Here is a 20,600-nt window from a genome sequence, read left to right on the forward strand (position 1 = left end):
TCTGCCAGCGGTCAGCTCCAGGCGACGTCGCCGAGGAAGATGTAGCCCGCGCCATAGATCGTTTTGATCAGCTGCGGGTTCTTTGGATCTTCGCGCAGCTTGGTGCGCAGGCGGGAGATGCGCACATCCATCGCGCGGTCGAAGCTTTCGCTGGCCGCACCGCCCAAGTGGTCCTGCATCTGTGCGCGGCTGATCAGCCTTTTGGGGTTTTCGAGGAACAGCCGCAGCACCTCGCCTTCGGCATGGGAGAAGGGCGTTTGTTGTCCCTCCGCGTCTTCTATCAGATATTGGTCGAAGAACACCTGCCACCCGGAAAAGCGGGCAATCTGGCCTGCTGCGGCTGCGGGCTTCGAGGTGCGCAGACGGGCCCGGATGCGGGCAACGACCTCTGCCGGATCGAAGGGTTTGATGATGTAGTCATCCGCGCCCAGTTCCAGACCGGTCACCTTGTCCTGCACCAGCGCCCGGCCCGAGATGATGATGACAATCGCCCCCTGTTCAAGCGCCAACTTGTGCACCAGCGTCAGGCCATCCGTGTCGGGCAGCGATAGATCGACAAGACAGACGTCCGGTTGATGCTGCGCCAGTGCCGCGGTGAAGGCCTGCGCGCGGGCAAAGCTCAGCGTGCGAAAGCCTGCCTCCTCCAGCGCGTCGGTCAGCATGGTACGGATGGCCGGTTCATCGTCGAGGATGGTCACCAAGGGCGCGGTCATGAGGCGATTGCCTTGCTGTTTGACGGGCCCAGGACGGCGCTGATGTCCTCTGCCGTAAATGGTTTTTGCAGCAGAGGCGCAATTCTCTGGGCGGATTGGTACAGCGCGTGGTCCGCAGGCAGGGAGGTCATCAGGATGACCGGCACGACACCGATCAGACGCTGCGCGAGGTCGATGCCCGTGGCGTCTCCGGCCAGCTGAATATCCGACAGCACCAATGAGATTTCCGGCAGATCCGCCATCAAGGCGCTGGCTTCATCGGCGCTAACCGCCTCAATGACCGAGTGATTCAGATCGGTCAGCATATCCCGATAGAGGGCGCGCAGATCATCGCGGTCTTCCACCAGCAGCACCAGCGCCTGCGGGGTTTCCACCGCCGGCCTGAAGGGCAGTCGCAGCACCACGCGGGCGCCGGTATCGGTGTTTTCCAACCGCAGATCGCCGCCTGCGAGCTTCGTCATATCGTAGACCATCGGCAGGCCGAGCCCGGACCCTTCGGCCCCTTTGGTGGTGAAAAATGGATCGAACCCGTGGCTGAGCGCGCGGTCCGAAAAGCCCGGCCCCGTGTCCGTGACCTGCCATTCAATCCAGGTCTCATGCACGATGCGCAGCCTGACCAGAATCCGACCCGTCGCGCCACAGGCATCACGGGCGTTGAGGATGAGATTCAACAGGCTGTCCGTCGCCATGCCACCGTCCAGCATCACCAGACCCTCGGGCGCAGATACATCCAGATCCAGCGCGATGCCCTCCGGCAAGGTGTGATCCGCAAGCCTGCGCAGGTCATCCATCAACTGACGAAGACTGGTGGCGCTGGGGCGCAGGGCGCGCTGTTCGGTCATGCCCGCAATGCTGCTCAGCAGAGCACCCCCCCGTCGGGCCGCGGCCAGCGTGCCTTCGGCCATTTCGATCACGTCACCGGGCAGACCCTGGTGCCGCAAGAGCTTGGATTGTAGCCCAAGAATGATCGTGAGCAGGTTGGAGAAGTCATGGGTCAGGCCAGAGGTCATTTGAGCTGCGAGAGCACGGCGGTGGGTTTGCTGCAAGGCCACGCGGGCCTGCATTTCGGCGGTCACATCCATGGACAGAATGTAGATGCCCCCCCGGGTGTCGGGGGTAAACGCCGCACGGATGCGGCGCGCACTGGCATCATCGGTGAACTCGAAAACGGAGGCCTGTCCCCCGTAGGCCTGCTCCAGATGCGGCACGATCCGGTTGTAGGCGGAGGCGCCCAGGGCGCTGCTGATGTGCATGCCATGAATGTCTGAGGGGCGTCCCGGGATCACCGCGTTGAGTTGTCGGTTGGAATAGGTGTAGTGTCCTGCTGCATCGATATGCGCGATATGCGCGGGCATCATTTCCGTGGTGAGCCGGGTGCGGGCTTCGATCTCTGTCAGTTCACGCTTGGCTTCCTGCAGCGCGGCATTCATGGCAGCCAGCGCGCGGTTCGTGCTGGAAAGTTCCTCTGCATAGGTGTTGAGCTGATCGGACAATTCCTCCGACCGGCTTTGCAGCAAGGCCTCTTGTCGCTTGGTGCGCGTGATGTCCGTGTAAACCGTGACCCACCCACCCTGGGGCAGCGGGGCCCCTTCCACGCTGATGATACGCCCGTTCGAGCGTGTGCGTTCCATGTAGTGCGGCTCGAACGCGCGCGCCTGTTCCACCCGTTCAGCCACAAAGGCGTCAATGTCGGTCACATCGCCATACTCCCCGCGCCTGACCAGATGCCGGATCGTGTCCTCGAAAGTGGCACCCGGTGTGACCAAGGCATCCGGCAGATCGAACATGCGTTGAAACGGGCCGTTGCAGACGGCCAGTTGCAGGTCGGAATCGTAGATCGTCAGAGACTGACCAATCAGGTTGAGACCGGCAGCGGTCAGCTCTTGCGTTCTGGAATCGGAAAGGGCCAATGCTGCTCCTGTAACTGCGCGCGGACGGCGCAAACCTATCATGGATTGAGGCGGTGAAAATCCAAATCGTCCGACACAGCGGTGTGAGAGATGCGTGTAACAATTCGTAAGGATTGAGAAATCATAACGAAAAAGTTGACGCCGAGCCTAAAAGCAACATTGTTACTGATATGACGGCGTCAGCGCCGCGCTTGTCTGCAAAAGACAAGGTCTGGGAGGACAACAGTTGACTGATCGCACCAAGGGCGCTGACGGACCGCAGTCCGTTCCGGCGCTGTTGCACCGCAATGCCACCGAGTTTGCGAACGCGCCTGCGTATCGTGAAAAAGAGTATGGCATCTGGCAGAGCTGGACATGGGCGGAGACGCGCGAAGAGATCGAAGCGCTGGCGCTGGGCCTGCTGGATCTGGGGGTGGCCGAAGGGGATTTTGTCGCGATCATCGGGCGTAACCGGCCCAAGCTCTATTGGTCCATGGTGGCGGCCGAGATGTGCGGCGCCGTGCCCGTGCCGCTCTACCAGGATGCGGTTGCGGAAGAGATGTCATATGTGCTCAGCCATTGCGGCGCGCGCTTTGTGATTGTGGGGGATCAGGAGCAGGTCGACAAGGTGATCGAAGTGCAGGCCGAGCTGCCGAACTTCGAGCAGATGGTCTACCTCGACCCCAGGGGTTTGCGGAAATACGATCATTCCAGGCTGCATCAATACAGCCACATTCAGGACGTGGGGCGGGCCAAGCGCGATGAGCTGCTGGGTGAGCTGACAGCACGACAGGATAAGCTGAACTACGACAGCACCTGTGTGATGCTCTATACCTCGGGCACGACCGGCAAGCCCAAGGGCGTGGTGCTGAGCAATCGCAATGTGATCGAGACCTCGAAGTCGTCCTCTGAATTCGATGATCTGCGGCAGAGCGATGATATTCTGGCGTACCTGCCGATGGCCTGGGTCGGCGATTTCATCTTCTCGGTCGGGCAGGCGATGTGGACGGGGTTCTGCACGAATTGCCCCGAAAGCGCCGACACGATGCATGTGGATCTGCGGGAGATTGGACCGACCTATTACTTCGCCCCGCCGCGTGTGTTCGAGACGCAGCTGACCAATGTGATGATCCGGATGGAGGATGCGGGGCGCTTCAAGAAGTGGCTCTTTGACGTCTGTATGGCACAGGCGCGCAAGGTGGGGTCGGCCATTCTGGACGGCGAACCGGTCAGCCAGTGGGACCGGTTCAAGTATAATCTGGGTGAGCTCTTCATTTATGGTCCGCTGAAAAACACGCTCGGGTTTTCCCGGGTGCGCGTGGGGTATACGGCGGGCGAGGCCATTGGCCCGGAAATCTTTGATTTCTATCGCTCTCTGGGGATCAATCTCAAACAGCTCTACGGCCAGACTGAGGCCACCGTGTTCATTACGGCGCAGCCCGATGGCGAAGTGCGCAGTGACACGGTGGGCGTCTGCTGCCCCGGTGTGGAGTTGAAGATCGCGGAGAACGGTGAGGTGTTTTATCGCTCGCCGGGCGTGTTCGTTGAGTACTACAAGAACGCAGCAAGCACGGCGGACACCAAGGACGCCGAGGGCTGGGTCGCCACGGGGGATGCAGGGTTCGTCGAGGAGGACACCGGGCATCTGCGCATCATCGACCGCGCGAAGGATGTGGGGCAGATGGCCTCGGGTGCGCTCTTTGCGCCGAAGTATGTGGAGAACAAGCTGAAGTTCTTCCCGAATATTCTGGAGGCGGTGGTTTTTGGGAACGGGCGGGATGAATGCACGGCTTTCATCAACATTGACCTGACGGCCGTGGGCAATTGGGCCGAGCGGAACAACATCGGCTATGCCTCCTATCAGGAGCTCGCGCGGCACCCGCAGGTCATGGATACGATCCAGGACCACATGGAAGAGGTGAACCGGTCGGTCGCGCAGGACGAAATGCTGTCCGGCTGTCAGGTGCACCGATTCGTGGTGCTGCACAAGGAACTCGATGCCGATGACGGGGAACTCACCCGGACGCGGAAGGTGCGCCGCCGGATCATCGAGGAGAAATACGCCGATATCATCGCGGCGCTCTATGACGGGTCGACATCCGTCGATACGGTCACGGAAGTGACCTATGAGGACGGCCGCAAGGGCTCGATTTCAGCAACGCTGGAAGTACGGTCGGCTGCGGTGCAGGCGGTTGCACAGAAGATGGCTGCGGAATGATGGGACGACGCTCGGCTGCGCCATCGCCCCGCCCACCCTCCCGAAGGGCGCGCTTAGAATTCGGTGATCGGTCCGTTGTAAGCGGCGCTGACGGCGCGGCTGATGTGAAACCGTGTGGAAAAGCCGCGCAGGGCGGCGTCGATGTCTTGGATCGCCTCAGCGCGGCTGAGGCCTTGGCGTTTGCGTTTGGTGGCCATCGACATCAGGCAGGTGCGTTCCCAATCGCTGCGCATTGTGACGTTCCTTTTTGCTGCTCCGTTCGTCACCTTAGACAGAGAATGGTTAATTTATCGCGGAGTTGGCGCACGGCGGGGGTAAACCATGCTTGATCAGACGGAAGGCTACACCACCGAGGACGGCCGGAAGATCGGCGGCGTGGTCATGGAGATGCGCAATATTACCCTGCGATTCGGGGGAGTTGAGGCGATCAAGGACATCTCCTTTGACATCCGCGAAGGGGAAATTCGCGCGATCATCGGGCCCAATGGGGCGGGTAAATCCTCGATGCTGAATGTCATCTCGGGGTTCTATGTGCCGCAGGAGGGGCAGGTGTTCTACAAGGGTGCGCCGCGGCCGCCGATGAAGCCCTATCAGGTGGCGCAGCAAGGTATCGCGCGGACATTTCAGAACATTGCCTTGTTCGAAGGCATGAGCGTGCTGGACAACGTGATGACCGGGCGGCTGACCCATATGAAGACCGGGCTGTTTTCGCAGTCGTTCTGGCTGGGCAAGGCGGAGAAAGAGGAAACGGAGAATCGGGAAGTCGCTGAAAAGATTATCGATTTTCTGGAGATTCAGGCGATCCGCAAGACGCCCGTCTCGCGGCTGCCCTATGGGTTGAAAAAGCGCGTGGAGCTGGCGCGGGCGCTGGCGGCGGAGCCGTCGCTTCTGCTGCTGGACGAGCCGATGGCGGGGATGAACGTGGAGGAGAAAGAGGACATGAGCCGCTTCATCCTCGACGTGAATGACGAGTTCGGCACGACGATCGCGCTCATCGAGCATGACATGGGTGTGGTGATGGATCTGTCGGACCGGGTGGTGGTGATGGATTACGGCAAGAAGATCGGCGACGGGACGCCCGATGAGGTGCGCGGAAATCAGGCGGTGATCGACGCTTATCTGGGGGTCGCGCATGATTGAAGTGGCCCCGTCGGTGGCGTGTCGGTTTTGCGTCGGTATCACATCGGTATTGCGTCGGTGCGTGGCGGTCGGTCTATTTGGCTTGTGTTTACTGTCGAAACCCGCCTTGGCGGACTACACCGGAGATGACCTGATCCGTGCCGCTTTCGAGAACTGTGTTCCGAAAGTTGAAAGCGCGGCTGTCGTTGGAGTGGATAAATACTGGCGTTTTGAGGCGCTCAACGCCCATCATCCCGCAGACCGCAAGCTTTCGGCAGGTGACCGGGTTTGGGTGGGTGACACGGATGCCTGGTATCTGTACCAGCGCAGACCACTCAGCTGGAGTTTGGAGTGCCAGGTTTTGTCTTACAGTTTCGTGGTGGCGAACCTGGCCGCGACCTGGAATGCATATTTGACGAACAATGAAGACGGTTTCGAGCTCAAGAAACTAGCAACCGTCAGTCGCGACGAATGGGGCGTGCGGGCGTGCGGACGGGCCGTCCGTGACGTCGACAATGGAACGACCGAAGCGATATTCTGTGCTGTCAAAGACGTTGGTGAGGCGCCTTGGGCGACTGTTGATGTCCGCTGGATTTGGTCTGACAAAAACAAATTCATGGAACGTTTCTGTGAGAACTGGCCCAAGGAGTGCGTCTGATGTCGCGCAGCGTCAGAATGATATGCGACATGCGATGCGATTGGCCAGGTTGCCCACTCTTTGTGCGACCCAACCATACCCTCACGAACCTTCTCTTTCTGTTATATTTTTTGAACAAAAGGTTAACCATCGGCGGATTGTTTCCGTGGTACCAAGGCAAAATGGGCAAGAACCCGCTTTGTCTGCCGGCGATCTTGTCCTTCATGCCATGCCGACCCGCCTGGGTCGGTGTCACAGAGCAGACGGACAATGGATACCGTTTGGAGGGTACATATGAGTAAGTGGTGGTTATTGGGCGCTTTCGCCCTGTCTGGAGTAGTGTTCACAGGCTCAAAAGCCGATGCGGCACCGCAGTTCTGCGCAGAGCCAAGCCCGGCGATGCAGGAAACCTGCGCCGTCTATCAATCCTATTGCGCGGCCTATCTGGAAGACCCGTCCTCACTGGACCGGTCTACCTTGCGCGAAATTCCCAGTGGGGCGCGGGCGCGGTTCGCCGCGAGCGAGCTGACGCAGGTCACGCTGGGCTATCTGACGACGCCGAACCCGCAGGTGGCTGTGGTCTACGGTGATGAGTACCCGTCGTGCGAATTGCTGATGACGGGGATGCAGTATTCGGACCTGCTGATCGCCTACCGCGACTGGCGTGGGGGGGAAGGGGCGCAGTTTGCGGCCACCGCTCCGTTCGAGCCGGTCTCGAAACGCGAGATGCCGCGCGCCTATGCGGCGGTGTTCCTGGCAGCCCCCCGTGAAGACGGGCGGGTCACCGAGATCACCTTGAACTGGAACCTGAGCGAGGCGGGTCTGACCCGGCTCAAAGTCTCGTATCAGCCGGAGCGCGAACACACGCGGCTTCTGCTGGGGCAAGGAGCAAACTGATGCCGGAACAGCTGGCCTTTACCATCGAGGTATTTCTCAACGGGCTCATGGCGGGGGTGCTTTATGCGCTCGTCGCCTTGGGCTTCGTTCTGATCTACAAGGCCAGCGGCATTTTCAACTTTGCGCAGGGGGTCATGGCGCTGTTTGCGGCCATGACCCTTTACGGGGTCATGAACGGGCAGGTGCCGTTTGCCCATCTGATCAACGCGATTTTTGGTACGGAGATCCACTATTTCGGCTGGAACGTGCCCGCCCTGGCGGCGATCCTGCTGACCATCGCGGTGATGGTTCTGCTGGCCTGGATGGTGCAGCGGTTCATCTTCAGGTATCTCGTGGGGCAGGAGCCCATCATCCTGTTCATGGCCACCATTGGGCTTGCGTATTTCCTTGAAGGCGTAGGCGATCTGATGTGGGGCTCCGACATCAAGACGCTGGATGTGGGCCTGCCGCAGGGCATCAACGAGACCATCGACGAGGTCACCTTCGGCTGGTTCGGTTATGGATTCTTCATCGACAATCTGGACATCGTGGCGAGCGTTGTGGCGATCATTCTGGTCGCGGCGCTGGTGCTGTTTGCGCAGTACACCAAGCAGGGGCGCGCGATGCGGGCGGTGGCCGATGACCACCAGGCGGCGCTGTCGGTGGGCGTGTCGCTGAATTTCATCTGGATTCTGGTGTGGTCGCTGGCGGGCTTCGTAGCGCTGGTGGCGGGCATCATGTGGGGCGCGAAATCGGGCGTACAGTTCTCGCTGTCGCTGATTGCCCTGAAGGCTTTGCCGGTGCTGATGCTGGGTGGCTTCACCTCGATCCCCGGTGCGATCATCGGCGGGCTGATCATCGGCGTGGGGGAGAAGCTTTTCGAATTCCTGATCGGCGCGCCTTACCTCGGCGGGGCGACGGAGAATTGGTTCGCCTACATGCTGGCGCTGCTGTTCCTGGTATTCCGCCCGCAGGGCCTCTTCGGGGAGAAGATCATTGAACGGGTTTGACGGGCGTCTTGCAAAAACCTCCGGGGGAGGTTTTGAGCCCGTCAAAGGGCGGAGCCCAGTTTGCTGGCGGGCCGTTGCCGTTGATGCCGAGGGCCGGCGGTATCGGGATACGCGTCACTCTTCCAGCGAGCGGAACAGGGCGACCGTCAGTGCCGCAAGAATGGTAACGCCCAGCGTGAGCGCCAGGTTCATGTCGCCGAACACCAGCATGGCAAAGCACAGGCAAACGCCCACAACACCGAGGCAAATGACGATCCCAAAGCCCCACGTCATGGAGCCGGAAAGACGTTTCTCTGGCGGTGCGGCAGGCGTCTCGGTCCCGAGGAATTCGGTTTCGACGACATCGACACTGTCGATCAGCAGCGCCCGCTGCTCTGTATACTCAACGTCCGTAATCTCGCCGCGCGCCAGACGGGCGTCCAGCTCGCGCAGATCTTTCAGGATGGCCGTCATCAGTCCCACTCCTGCCCCCATCCACGGGTGTGGCAGGGCAAATGGGGCGAAATTGGGAAAAAATGTGAAAGACTGTGACCTGGTTAACGCAACTGCCGGTTCAGGTGCGGTTTCACCCGAACCCCGGTTCCTGCGAGAGCGGGTTCAATGAGCGACCGGACCCCCATGCGCGTAACCTGCCATTGTGGCGCAAACGAGTTGCGTGTTTTTCTGGCCGCGGGTTTGGAAGATGCGCGGCGCTGCGATTGCTCCTTTTGCCGGCGGCGGGGCGCAATGAATGTCTCCGTCCGCGAGGCGGACCTGCAGGTGATCAAAGGCGACGCGCTGACGCTTTATCAATTCGGACCGCGCGGCGCCGAGCATTACTTTTGCAAGGTCTGCGGCTGCTATACGCATCATCGTCGCAGCTCCGACAATACCGATTTCGGCGTGAACGTGGGGTGTCTCGAGGGCGTGAACCCGGCGGATATCGACCCGGTGCCATGGCTGGACGGTGTAAGTTACAATCCCGGCGTAAAGGAGAAAACCTAGATGTTCTATCGCGAAGCCGGGGATTTCAGCACCACCTACCCGCAAGACAGCCAGACCTTTCCGATCAAATTCGACCGGTGGCGGTATTATGCGGTGCTGTTTGTCGCCGTGGTCGTCATCCCATTCATGGTCAATGACTACTGGGTGAATTCGATCTTCATGCCCTTCCTGATCTATGCGATTGCGGCAATCGGGCTGAACATTCTGGTAGGCTATTGCGGGCAGGTTAGCCTTGGTACCGGCGGGTTCATGGCCGTGGGGGCCTATGCCTGTTACAAGCTGATGACGGGCTTTCCCGAGGTCAGCATGTTCATCCATGTGCTGCTGGCAGGGGGGATCACGGCCATGGTCGGTGTGCTCTTTGGCCTGCCGTCCCTGCGGATCAAGGGGTTTTATCTGGCAGTGGCGACGCTGGCGGCGCAGTTCTTCCTCGTCTGGCTCTTCAACAAGGTGAGCTGGTTTTACAATTACTCCGCCTCCGGCCAGATCAACGCGCCCGAGCGGGATACCTTCGGCATCCTGATCACCGGGCCCAATACCGAGGCCTGGGCCACCTATATGTTCTGCCTGATCTTTACGATTTTTTCGGCGGTGGTCGCGCGCAACCTGACCCGCGGGTCCGTGGGGCGGCAGTGGATGGCGATCCGCGATATGGACATCGCGGCAGAAATCATCGGGGTCAATCCGCTGAAAGCTAAACTGACGGCCTTCGCGGTGAGCTCCTTCTTCGTGGGCATCTCCGGCGCGCTTTTCTTCGCGGTCTATCTGGGGGCTGTGGAAGTGGGCGAGGCCTTCGGGATCACCAAGTCATTTCTGGTGCTCTTCATGATCATCATCGGCGGTCTGGGCTCAATCTTCGGATCCTTCGCCGGGGCCGCCTTCCTCGTGCTGCTGCCGGTGCTCCTCAAGATCATCGGCGTGGACTGGCTCGGCTGGCCCACGGATATCGTGGCGCACCTGAACCTCGTGATCGTCGGCGGCTTGATCGTCGTCTTCCTCATCGCGGAACCGCATGGGCTGGCGCAGCTCTGGCGGGTGGCCAAGGAGAAGCTGCGGCTGTGGCCTTTCCCGCACTAGGCAACGGACAGGTAGGGTGGGCTTTCAGGCCACCCCTGCACAAGACAACAACAGCGCCGGACAACCGGCACATCGGAGAAAAAACCAAGGGAGGTAACACCGATGAACTATAAACTGGGAACATGGGCCGTGGCAGGCCTGATGGCGGCAAGTCCCGTGATGGCGGATCTTGTCTTTCCATCACTGAGCTACCGGACCGGGCCATATGCTGCGGGCGGCATCCCCTTTGCCGATGGCTATGCGGATTACTTCACCCTGCTCAACGAACGTGACGGCGGCATCGGCGGCGTCATGACTCGCGTGCTGGAGTGCGAGACCGGCTACAACACCGAAAAAGGGGTGGAGTGCTATGAGAGCACCAAGGGCGAAGGCGCGCTGGTCTATCAGCCGCTCTCCACCGGCATCACCTATCAGCTGATCCCCAAGGCGACGGCGGATGACATCCCGATCCACTCCATGGGCTATGGCCGGACGTCTGCCGCGAATGGCGATGTCTTCAGCCACGTCTTCAACTACCCGGCCAACTATTGGAACGGCGCATCCGCTGCGATCAACCATATTCTGGACCTGAACGGCGGCGATATCTCCGGCAAGAAAATCGCGCTGGTCTATCACAACTCCGCCTACGGCAAAGAGCCGATCCGGACGCTGGAGAAGCTCTCCGAAAAACACGGGTTTGAATTGAGCCTGCTGGCGGTCGATCACCCGGGTCAGGAGCAAAAATCCCAGTGGCTGCAGATCCGCCGTGAAAAGCCCGACAACGTGATCATGTATGGCTGGGGTGTGATGAACCAGGTGGCGGTGCAGGAAGCGGCAAACATCCGGTTCCCGATGGAGAATTTCATCGGCATCTGGTGGTCCGGTGCGGAGATCGACGTGCAGCCAGCGGGCGACAAAGCCAATGGCTACAAGGCGCTGGCGCTGACGGCGGTGGGCGACGACTTCCCGCTCTACGATGAGCTGCGCCAATACGTGGTTGATACGGGCAAAGCCGCAGGCGCGGGCGATCAGCTCGGCACCGTGCCCTACAACCGCGGGATCTATGCCGCCATGCTGGCCGCCGAGGCGGTGAAAGTGGCGCAGAAGATGCACGGCACCGATGATATCACCTCCGGCCAGATGCGCGATGGGATGGAGAACCTGGTGATCACTGAAGAGCTGATGACCGAACTGGGCCTGCCGAACTTCGGCCCGACCTTCTCCGTCTCCTGCCAGAACCACGGGGGCGAGGGGCTGGTGGCCGTCACGCAGTGGGATGCGGCAGCGGGCGAGTTCGTGACGATTTCGGACTTTGCACCGACGGACATGGACGTCATCCAGCCGCTGATCGATGAGGATTCCGCTGCCTACAAGGCGGAGAACAACATCGAAAGCAATTGTAACTAAAACCATTGCCCCGGCAGGTCCACTGCCGGGGCATTCAACTCTATGCTGAGGTCACTGGCCATGCTGGATGCTGCCAAGGAACAGGACATTCGCGCCGACACGGTGCTGGACGTCAACAATATCGAGGTGATCTACAATCACGTGATCCTCGTCCTCAAAGGCGTCAGCCTGGCGGTGCCCAAAGGCGGCATCACCGCGCTTCTGGGCGGCAATGGCGCGGGTAAGACCACGACGCTCAAAGCGATCTCGGGGCTTCTGGCCTCCGAGCGGGGCGAGGTGACCAAGGGTACAATCAAGTATCACGGGCAGGACATTCATCACGCCGATCCGGCGGAGACCGTCAAGCGCGGGGTCGTGCAGGTCATGGAAGGGCGGCATTGTTTTGAGCACCTCACGGTGGAGGAAAACCTGCTGACCGGCGCCTACACGCGGCGCGATGGCAATGCGGCGATCCAGGCGGATCTTGAGATGGTCTATGGCTATTTCCCGCGCCTGAGAGAGCGGCGGAAGTCTCAGGCTGGCTATACGTCAGGCGGAGAGCAGCAGATGACGGCGATTGGCCGCGCGCTGATGTCCAAGCCCGAGACGATCCTGCTTGATGAGCCCTCCATGGGGCTCGCGCCGCAGCTGGTGGAGCAGATTTTCGAGATCGTGAAGTCGATTAACGAAGAGCAGGGGGTGACGATCCTGCTGGCTGAGCAGAACACCAATGTGGCGCTGCGCTTTGCACACTACGGCTACATTCTGGAATCGGGCCGCGTGGTCATGGACGGCCCTGCCGCCGAGCTGCGCGAAAACCCGGATGTGAAGGAATTCTATCTGGGCATGTCGGAGGAGGGCCGCAAATCCTTCCGCGACGTGCGCAGCTACCGCCGGCGCAAGCGCTGGCTGTCCTGATAAATTGGGGGAAATGCGATGAGACAGTTGGGTTTGACTTTCGCGACACTGATGCTGGCTTTGCCGGGTTGGGCGGAGGACCTGGCGCAGCGCAACGTGTTGAACGAGCAGCCGCTGAGCGGGGCGGAGGGCACGGTGGTGATTGTCTCCGAGCTCAAGCTGATGCCCGGCGGGCGCATTCCCCTGCACACACATCCCGGGGACGAGCATGCGGTGATTGTTGTGGGCGGGTTGGCGCTCTTGCCGAATGGCAAGGAGGTGGAATTTGCTGCCGGGACGCCGATGTTCTTTCCGGAAGGTCAGGTGCATGGCGGTGTGACCAATCTCGGCACGGCACCGATGGAGATCGTCACCACCCATATCGTGCGTGCGGATGAACCCTTCCAGACAGCGGCGGAATGACATGACCCCGTATTTCGACGAGCTTGAAACACGCAGTGCGGATGCGCGCGAGGCAGCGCAGACCACCTCTTTGATGGCGCAAATTGCGCGGGTCCGCGCGGCAGAGGACACATGTCTGCTCGACAACGTGGATGTCACGGCGATTTCCGATCTGCCCAAGCTGCCGGTGCTGCGCAAATCCGATCTGGCGCAATGGCAGAAAGAGAAACCTCCCTTTGGCGGGATCCCCGTCGCGAACGCAGCACATGTGTTCCAGTCGCCGGGGCCGATTTACGAGCCCGGCGGGGTCAGCCATGACTGGTGGCGCATGGGCCGCTTTCTGCATGCCGCAGGGATTAGTGCGGACGATGTCGTGCAGAACTGCTTTGGCTATCACCTGACCCCGGCGGGCATGATTTTCGAAAGCGGCGCGCGCGCCGTGGGGGCCTTGGTGTTGCCCGCCGGGACCGGACAGACCGAGTTGCAGGTGCAGGCGGCGGCAGCGGTGGGCACAACGGCTTACGCGGGCACGCCGGATTATCTCAAGGTGATCCTCGACAAGGCCGCCGAGATGGGCGTGACCCTGAACATCACCAAGGCGGCGGTGGGCGGCGGCGCGCTCTTCCCCGCCATGCGTCAGGACTATGCGGATCGCGGGATCAGCTGCCTGCAGTGTTACGCGACCGCCGATCTGGGCAATATCGCGTACGAGAGCGCCGCGATGGAGGGCATGATCCTCGACGAAGGCGTGATCGTGGAGATCGTGACGCCGGGCACTGGTGATCTTGTGGCGCCCGGCGAGGTCGGTGAGGTGGTCGTCACCACGCTGAACCCGGACTATCCGCTGATCCGGTTCGCCACGGGAGATCTGAGCGCCGTGATGCCGGGCCAAAGCCCCTGCGGACGCACCAACACGCGCATCAAGGGGTGGATGGGCCGCGCCGATCAGACCACCAAGATCAAGGGCATGTTCGTGCGGCCAGAACAGGTAGCGGCGCTGGTGGCGCGGCACGACGAGATCGTGAAGGCGCGCGTCATTGCCAGCCGGGACGGCGCACAGGATGCGATGACGGTGCAGGTCGAAGCCGCCGGCGGATCGGCGGAGGTGTTTTCGGCCAGCGTCGTAGACGTGCTGAAAATGAAGGGTGCGGTGGAAATCATGGCGCCAGGTAGCCTGCCCCGGGATGGATTGGTAATCGAGGATCAGCGCAGCTACGACTAGCGAGGTGCGCGATGAGCAAACCTGAAAATACCTCTGATGCACATGCTCCCCTGATCTATGACGCCACTGCCGTCAAACGTGCGACGCATCTGGTCATCTGTGTGCCCGGTGCGTTGACCCGACTAGAGATTTTTGATGCCGTTCTGGACTGGCGGGCGCAGGGGTGGGAGCCTGTTTTCTATCCGTTTCCGGGGTTGGATGGGCGCGCGTTATCGCCGCCCTTGGATATTGCGGAGGCCGCAGACGATATCGCCGAGTTTGCCCGCCGATACGCCAAGAAACGCATTTGCTTGCTGGGGTTCTCGACAGGGGGCGCCATTGTGGTCGCGGCTGCTGCATTGTTGGGTGATGACGTGAAGACGGCCGCTATTGCCCCCGCCTTGCCCTACGCCGGGGGCTGGGCGACGATGAAGGCCACGACAAAGGATCTGTGCGCGTCTGCGCTGCGGGCCCGGTCCATTGGCGTGCGCTCGGCCTGGCGCGCCTACTATCACACTCTGCTCGTCGGCAGGGGCGGGGTGAGAGATGATCATATCATGCAAACCGCCCGCACCGTCACAGCGAAACGATTGGAGCATATGGTCTATCCTGACGGGGGGTTGCTGCGCGCCCATGCACGGGGTTTGCGACGATGGCCGGGACCGGAGAAACCGCTGCGTAACCTGCAGCGATTGGCCTTCTTCGTCGGGGCTGAGGATCCTGTCTTCTCAAGAGAGGCCACCAAGGCCTATGCCGCGAAACTGGGGCGCGTGCAGCTGCGCGAATATGCTGGTCACGGCCATCTGTTGTTTCTCACGCATCCGGCGGTCTTTGACGATGTGCGCGCCTTCTTTGATGCGACCGATGCGGAGCCCGGCAAAGCCTCTGGCCTTTCCGACTAAAATTGTCGAAAAAGGCGCTCATGTCCGACGCACCGCCCGTTTCAACCGCATTGCCCGCCTCGGCCCGTCGCCGGGCGCAGGACGGATTGCGCGTTCTGGCGGGCTGTGCCGTGATGGTTGCAAGCATCTGCGCTTTACCCATGCTGGCCGTCGCCATAGCCGCGCTGAGCGGTGGCACGGAGACCATCACTCATTTGATGCAGACCGTGCTGCCCCGCTATGCAGGCACAACCATATGGCTTGTCGCCTTGGTCTCGGTTGGGACGTTCTGTCTCGGCGTAGGGGCCGCCTGGCTGGTCACGATGACCCGGTTTCCCGGCGTGCGCCTTTTTGAGATTGCGCTGGTGCTGCCGCTTGCCTTCCCGGCCTATGTGCTGGCCTATGCCTACACGCATATTCTGGATCATCCGGGTATCGTGCAAACCCTGCTGCGCGATGTGACCGGCTGGGGGCCACGGGACTACTGGTTTCCCGAAATCCGGTCTGTCGGGGGGGCGGCGGTCATGCTGATCCTCGTGCTTTACCCCTATGTTTACCTGCTGGCGCGGGCTGCGTTCTTGCAGCAAAGTGCCACGACGTTTCTGGCCGCGCGGGCGCTGGGGGCCAGCGCCTGGGCCGCGTTTTTCAAGATCAGCCTGCCGCTTGCCCGACCCGCGATTGCCGGGGGCGTTTTGCTGGCCGTCATGGAGACCATCGCGGATTTTGGCACGGTCGCCTATTTCGGGGTGCAGACCTTTGCGACCGGTATCTACACCAGCTGGTTTTCCCTCGCCGACCGTGCGGGTGCAGCACAGCTAGCGCTTTGCCTGCTCAGCTTTGCCCTGCTGCTGGCCTTGCTTGAGCGGGCGCAGCGGGGCGGGGCCAAGTATCACGATCCGGCGCGTCGTCAACAACGTATGGAGCCCGCTGTTTTGAAGGGCCCGCGGGCCGCGATGGCCGCAATCCTCTGCGGCATCCCGGTGGCGCTGGGGGCGGTGCTGCCGGTTGTCATTCTCTTTTCCATGGGGCTCGGATCGGAGCAGAACCTCCTGAGTCCGCGCTATCTCGGGTTTATCCAGAACTCCCTGACGCTCGCCTCCGTCGCCGCTGTTTGTACTGTTGTCGCTGCGATCACCGTCGGGTTTTTCCAGCGGTTGCGGCCTGGTCGGCTGTCGCACGGATCGGCTTATGTCGCGCGGTTGGGATATGCGGTGCCGGGTGGCGTCATTGCTGTTGGCCTGATGGTCCCCTTCGCAGCTTTCGACAACGCCTTTGATGCGTTTATGCGGGCCCGGTTCGACCTGTCGACGGGGCTGTTGATCACAGGGTCAATCTGGCTGCTCGTCGCCGCCTATATGGTACGGTTTCTCGCGGCGGCTCTGGGTGCTTACGAAGGCGGGCAGGCAATGGTGCCCGCGAATATGGATGCCGCCGCGCGGTCGCTGGGTCAGACACCGGCAGGTACGCTGCGCCGGGTGCACCTGCCTATTCTGGCGCCCAGCCTGTTGACCGCCCTGCTGATCGTCTTTGTCGATGTGATGAAGGAACTGCCCGCAACGCTGATCATGCGGCCCTTCAACTACGACACACTGGCGGTACAGGCCTACCGTCTGGCCTCGGACGAACGGCTCGAAGGCGCGGCTGTGCCAAGCCTCGTGATTGTCGCCATTGGTCTCCTGCCGGTCATCCTGATCTGCCGCCAGGTGAGCCGTCGCGGCAACAGGTAGGGTGGGGCTTGCGCCACCACCCCGTGCGCTGATCTACGCGTCCTCGCCGATCTTGTCCTGCGTTCTGGTGTCAAAATCGCTGGCGTCGTGGCGCTCGTGCAACTGGCCCTCCAGGGGACCGTTCACCCGGTTGACCATGACCCCGCGCTGAACGGGCTTGCGAGCGCCGATCTGCTTCTCCCAGCGGATCACGTTGTGGTACTCATGCACGCTCAGGAATTCGCCCGCATCATAACTCTCGCCGCGCACGGTGCGCCCATACCACGGCCAGGTGACCATATCGGCAATCGTGTAGTCCTCTCCCGCCAGATACTCGTGATCCGCCAGATGCCGGTCGAGCACGTCCAACTGGCGTTTGGCTTCCATGGCAAATCGGTTGATGGGGTACTCCTGCTTGGTCGGCGCATAGGCATAGAAATGGCCAAAGCCGCCGCCGAAATAGGGCGCGGAACCCTGCAGCCAGAACAGCCAGTTCAGGCACTCGGTGCGGGCTTTCAACGCGGTGGGCAGGAAGGCGTTGTCAAACTTCTCGGCCAGATACATGAGGATTGCCGCGCTCTCGAACACCCGCAGGCCGGTTGTCGTGTCGAACATCGCAGGTATCTTGGAGTTCGGGTTGATCTCCACAAAACCACTGCTGAACTGGTCGCCATCGCCAATCCGGATCAGCCAGGCGTCATATTCCGCCTCCTGGATGCCAAGCGCCAAAAGCTCTTCGAGCATGATGGTGACTTTTTGACCGTTCGGCGTGGCCAAGGAGTATAGCTGCAGGGGGTGTTTGCCGACCGGCAGCGCCTTGTCATGTGTCGCCCCGGCGATGGGGCGGTTGATGCTGGCAAAGGTGCCGCCGCTTTCCTGCTCCCATGTCCAAACCTTTGGGGGGGTGTAGGTTTCCGTGTCGCTCATGGGAGATGCCTCTTGATCAAAGTTATGTCGGACTGACGTATTGCGGATAATATCCAGCGCAAGGGCAGACGCCAGAGTAAGCGGTCACATATCTTTGTGCCGTCTCTTCGGGTGTTGGTGTCGGGCGGCAGGACGACGTGTCAAGCCCGGATCGCGCATGCGGTGTTTTTTCCGGCCTTCCGGTAAGAAGTTCTTGGACCCGGAGGAAACGGCAACGGGACTGCGAGACGTGCTACCCGCCCTCGTCGGGCTTGACCGGGATGCCCAAGGATGCACTCTCGGACCACTGTCGGCAGGCGGCCATATGGGCCATCACCTTGCCGATCTTGCATGCCCCCATCCAAGAGGACGACGGGGCCGATACCCAGTCAGGAGAGCACCGTGGCCCAAAGACGTCCCGTTATCATCACCTGTGCCATCACCGGCGCGATCCATACCCCCTCCATGTCGCCGCATTTACCCGCAACGTCCGAGGCGATTGTCGCCTCCGCCGTAGAGGCCGCCGAGGCCGGAGCGGCAATCCTGCATCTGCACGCGCGAGACGATGCCACCGGCAAGCCGGATCAGAGTGTCGCGGGTTTTGGTCGCATCGTGCCGCATATCGCTGCGCAAACGGATGCGGTGCTCAATCTCACCACCGGTGGCAGCCCGTACATGACGGTGGAGGAACGCTTGCAACCTGCGGCTCACTTCGCGCCGCAACTGGCGTCGCTCAACATGGGGTCGATGAACATGGGGCTCTTCCCGATGCTCAAACGTCACCCGCAAATGCCTGGGTGGGAAAATGATCACCTTGAAGGCTCGCGCGATCTGGTGTTTCGCAACAGCTACAAGGACATCGCCTACGTGCTGGAAACCTGTCGCGCAGGCGGCACGCGTTTTGAGTTTGAATGTTATGATACCGCCCACCTCTACAATCTTGCGCATTTTGCGGATCAGGGCGCGGTGGAGCCTCCGTTCTTCGTGCAAACTGTGTTTGGCCTGCTGGGCGGGATCGGTGCGCATGTGGATGACATCTCTCACATGCGGCGCACCGCCGTGCGGCTTTTCGGTGATGATCTGGTTTGGTCGGCGCTGGGCGCAGGCGCGCATCAGATGCGCGTGGCGGCCACCGTCGCCGCAGCAGGGGGCCATGTCCGTGTGGGTTTGGAGGATTCACTCTGGTCCGGACCCGGAGAGCTCGCCACCTCCAATGCGGAGCAGGTACGTGCAGCAATTCGATTTATCGAAGGGCTCGGGTGCCGCCCGGCGACCCCGGACGAGGCACGGGATATCCTCAAGCTGCGCCCCTCAACGGATCGGACTTGACGGAGCGCCAAAGGGATTGCCACCCGACAGTACGGAAAGATCGTTTAGAGGGCATGTGCATCATATGAAATGCCAGTACTTTTTAGCTCAAGGCGCGAGGCGTTTTGGAATATCTGATCCCAGATACCAACATCGACAGGATTGATTTTGTATTCTTCATGAAGGCTTTATCAAAGCTAGAAGTGCACGCCAGCACCATGTCTTTCGCCGGAGATGCTGGCACAAAGGTATCGGCTCCGTGTAGAACGCTAGATAGCTTTGAGCTTGAGGTCTTGCGTCTGACATGAACGGAAAACCGGACCTTCTTGTAGGATGTGGCCAATGTCCCAAATGAGCTGATTTCGTTGAAAAACTCTTTCTTGATGGAGGAACAAGGCCTCGGTTCAATCGGCTCAACGGGCGGGAGGATTAGCCATGATGGGACCAAGGCAGTAAGCACAGGCAGCGCTGTTTTACGAGTTCTCGTTGGGAGATCACGTTCCTAAGGATCACTTGCTGCGATCGATTGATCGTTTCGTTGATCTCAGCAGCGTTCGCGCGCATCTCGCGGATTTCTACAGTCATACGGGCCGGCCATCTATCGACCCTTAGCTGCTTATCCGCATGTTGCTTGTTGGATACTTTTTCGGCATCCGGTCGGCACGGCGGCTCTGTTCAGGTTTTAGTCTTCCCTCGACCGGTTAGCATATTCGTGTGGCGTCAGGCCAGCGAGGCTGGAGTGAGGCCGGGTGTAGTTGTCGTCTCTGCGCCATGCCGCGATTATGTGGCAGGCATGGCGCAGAGACGGGAACAGGTGTTCATTCAGGCATTCCTCGTGCATCCTTCCGGTTAAGCTTTCCTCGAAACCGTTCTGCATGGGGTTGCCGGGCGCGATATAGTGCCAGCCGACTTTGCGATCCTCTTGCCACTTGAGCATCGCGTTGCTGGTCAGCTCAGTCCCGTTGTCTGAGACCACTATGCAGGGATAGGGGGTCTTGCCACCTTGGGAGACCCAAGGAAGAGAGAGATTATTAGGGTGCACTCTAGGGTGGTTCCCTCGTCTCTGGTCTTTATGGCGAAGCCAAATCAAAGCTTCACTGCTTGGGTCTGTTCAGGGCCTTCCAGATACTCTGGGTTCACCTGAATGTGGTGTTCATAGCTCATGGTCTCATCAGTATCTACTCGGCAGGCGCGCAGTCTTGCCAAAAGCCTTTCCGTTAAGGCGCGCCGTTTGGGTTGGAAAGTATCATTGATGGTCGCACCTGATGGCAAGACGTGGAACGATGTGCTGCGCGAGCGGAAAAGCTGATGCCGGGTGCTACAGAGCGCGAAGGAGGACGCTGACGACATTGAATTGGGTGAATGCCAGAAATCGGATGATTTAAGCTAGTCAGCCTGTGGGCTGCGCTCT

The 20,600-nt window shown here is 60.7% G+C and carries 19 protein-coding genes and 2 pseudogenes; 15 read left to right on the top strand and 6 right to left on the bottom strand.

Features of this window, described 5'->3' with window-relative positions; genetic code table 11:
* Window positions 1–11: 11 nt before the first annotated feature.
* Together ISX84_RS15250 and ISX84_RS15255 are read right to left on the bottom strand one after the other, a co-directional pair.
* Window positions 12–713, bottom strand: a complete 702-nt coding sequence (locus tag ISX84_RS15250) for a response regulator transcription factor (protein ID WP_195821235.1) — start codon at window positions 711–713, stop codon at window positions 12–14.
* The gene (locus ISX84_RS15255) at window positions 710–2,623 is read right to left on the bottom strand and encodes a hybrid sensor histidine kinase/response regulator (RefSeq protein ID WP_229884328.1); all 1,914 of its coding nucleotides are present in this window, start codon (window positions 2,621–2,623) and stop codon (window positions 710–712) included. The genes ISX84_RS15250 and ISX84_RS15255 overlap by 4 nt, the downstream gene beginning before the upstream one ends.
* 226 nt (window positions 2,624–2,849) lie before the next feature.
* Here ISX84_RS15255 and ISX84_RS15260 point away from each other — a divergent pair, with 226 nt between their 5' ends.
* Window positions 2,850–4,820, top strand: coding sequence for an AMP-binding protein (locus ISX84_RS15260; RefSeq protein WP_195821237.1), 1,971 nt, complete (start codon window positions 2,850–2,852; stop codon window positions 4,818–4,820).
* 53 nt (window positions 4,821–4,873) lie between these two features.
* Here ISX84_RS15260 and ISX84_RS15265 read toward each other — a convergent pair whose 3' ends face one another.
* On the bottom strand, window positions 4,874–5,053 hold the full coding sequence (locus ISX84_RS15265; RefSeq protein ID WP_195821238.1) for a hypothetical protein: 180 nt from the start codon (window positions 5,051–5,053) through the stop codon (window positions 4,874–4,876).
* Window positions 5,054–5,141: 88 nt separating this feature from the next.
* On the opposite strand from ISX84_RS15265, the gene ISX84_RS15270 reads away from it, so the two are divergent.
* The 4 genes from ISX84_RS15270 (at window position 5,142) to ISX84_RS15285 (ending at window position 8,462) form a co-directional block, all read left to right on the top strand.
* Window positions 5,142–5,960, top strand: a complete 819-nt coding sequence (locus ISX84_RS15270) for an ABC transporter ATP-binding protein (protein ID WP_195821239.1) — start codon at window positions 5,142–5,144, stop codon at window positions 5,958–5,960.
* A complete protein-coding gene (locus ISX84_RS15275) occupies window positions 5,953–6,597 on the top strand; it encodes a hypothetical protein (protein ID WP_195821240.1) in 645 nt (214 codons plus the stop codon). The genes ISX84_RS15270 and ISX84_RS15275 overlap by 8 nt, the downstream gene beginning before the upstream one ends.
* Before the next feature lie 273 nt (window positions 6,598–6,870).
* Entirely contained in the window at window positions 6,871–7,473 is a 603-nt protein-coding gene (locus ISX84_RS15280; RefSeq protein ID WP_195821241.1) for a hypothetical protein, read from the top strand.
* Entirely contained in the window at window positions 7,473–8,462 is a 990-nt protein-coding gene (locus tag ISX84_RS15285; RefSeq protein ID WP_195821242.1) for a branched-chain amino acid ABC transporter permease, read from the top strand. The genes ISX84_RS15280 and ISX84_RS15285 overlap by 1 nt, the downstream gene beginning before the upstream one ends.
* 114 nt (window positions 8,463–8,576) lie before the next feature.
* Here the strand turns inward: ISX84_RS15285 and ISX84_RS15290 are convergent, their stop codons facing one another.
* Window positions 8,577–8,915, bottom strand: a complete 339-nt coding sequence (locus ISX84_RS15290; RefSeq protein WP_195821243.1) for an SHOCT domain-containing protein — start codon at window positions 8,913–8,915, stop codon at window positions 8,577–8,579.
* A 165-nt stretch (window positions 8,916–9,080) separates the two neighbouring features.
* Between ISX84_RS15290 and ISX84_RS15295 the strand changes: the two genes are divergently transcribed.
* The 8 genes from ISX84_RS15295 to ISX84_RS15330 all read left to right on the top strand — a co-directional run bounded on the left by ISX84_RS15295 (window position 9,081) and on the right by ISX84_RS15330 (window position 16,996).
* Window positions 9,081–9,446, top strand: coding sequence for a GFA family protein (locus ISX84_RS15295; RefSeq protein WP_195821331.1), 366 nt, complete (start codon window positions 9,081–9,083; stop codon window positions 9,444–9,446).
* Window positions 9,447–10,523 (top strand): branched-chain amino acid ABC transporter permease, encoded by a 1,077-nt coding sequence (locus ISX84_RS15300; protein WP_195821244.1) that lies wholly within the window; start codon window positions 9,447–9,449, stop codon window positions 10,521–10,523.
* A 102-nt stretch (window positions 10,524–10,625) separates the two neighbouring features.
* Complete coding sequence (locus tag ISX84_RS15305) at window positions 10,626–11,909, top strand: ABC transporter substrate-binding protein (RefSeq protein ID WP_195821245.1); 1,284 nt, start codon at window positions 10,626–10,628, stop codon at window positions 11,907–11,909.
* Window positions 11,910–11,969: 60 nt separating this feature from the next.
* Complete coding sequence (locus ISX84_RS15310; protein ID WP_195821246.1) at window positions 11,970–12,806, top strand: ABC transporter ATP-binding protein; 837 nt, start codon at window positions 11,970–11,972, stop codon at window positions 12,804–12,806.
* A gap of 18 nt (window positions 12,807–12,824) precedes the next feature.
* Window positions 12,825–13,208 (top strand): cupin domain-containing protein, encoded by a 384-nt coding sequence (locus ISX84_RS15315; RefSeq protein ID WP_195821247.1) that lies wholly within the window; start codon window positions 12,825–12,827, stop codon window positions 13,206–13,208.
* Window position 13,209: 1 nt separating this feature from the next.
* On the top strand, window positions 13,210–14,409 hold the full coding sequence (locus ISX84_RS15320) for a phenylacetate--CoA ligase family protein (RefSeq protein ID WP_195821248.1): 1,200 nt from the start codon (window positions 13,210–13,212) through the stop codon (window positions 14,407–14,409).
* A gap of 11 nt (window positions 14,410–14,420) precedes the next feature.
* On the top strand, window positions 14,421–15,290 hold the full coding sequence (locus ISX84_RS15325) for an alpha/beta fold hydrolase (RefSeq protein WP_195821249.1): 870 nt from the start codon (window positions 14,421–14,423) through the stop codon (window positions 15,288–15,290).
* Window positions 15,291–15,310: 20 nt separating this feature from the next.
* Window positions 15,311–16,996: an ABC transporter permease gene (locus ISX84_RS15330; RefSeq protein ID WP_195821250.1), complete on the top strand. Its 1,686-nt coding sequence runs from the start codon at window positions 15,311–15,313 to the stop codon at window positions 16,994–16,996.
* 33 nt (window positions 16,997–17,029) lie between these two features.
* Here ISX84_RS15330 and yghU read toward each other — a convergent pair whose 3' ends face one another.
* Window positions 17,030–17,902: a glutathione-dependent disulfide-bond oxidoreductase gene (yghU, locus tag ISX84_RS15335; RefSeq protein ID WP_195821251.1), complete on the bottom strand. Its 873-nt coding sequence runs from the start codon at window positions 17,900–17,902 to the stop codon at window positions 17,030–17,032.
* 381 nt (window positions 17,903–18,283) lie between these two features.
* Between yghU and ISX84_RS15340 the strand changes: the two genes are divergently transcribed.
* Window positions 18,284–19,210: a 3-keto-5-aminohexanoate cleavage protein gene (locus ISX84_RS15340; protein ID WP_326838745.1), complete on the top strand. Its 927-nt coding sequence runs from the start codon at window positions 18,284–18,286 to the stop codon at window positions 19,208–19,210.
* A 447-nt stretch (window positions 19,211–19,657) separates the two neighbouring features.
* Window positions 19,658–19,864, top strand: a pseudogene (locus tag ISX84_RS15345) (transposase); the annotation flags it as partial.
* Between the two features lie 7 nt (window positions 19,865–19,871).
* On the opposite strand, the pseudogene ISX84_RS15350 reads toward ISX84_RS15345, so the two are convergent.
* A pseudogene (locus tag ISX84_RS15350) lies at window positions 19,872–20,177 on the bottom strand (integrase core domain-containing protein); the annotation flags it as partial.
* Between the last annotated feature and the right edge of the window lie 423 nt (window positions 20,178–20,600).

The organism is Roseobacter sp. MH60115, assembly GCF_015644665.1.
GTDB lineage: Bacteria > Pseudomonadota > Alphaproteobacteria > Rhodobacterales > Rhodobacteraceae > Roseobacter.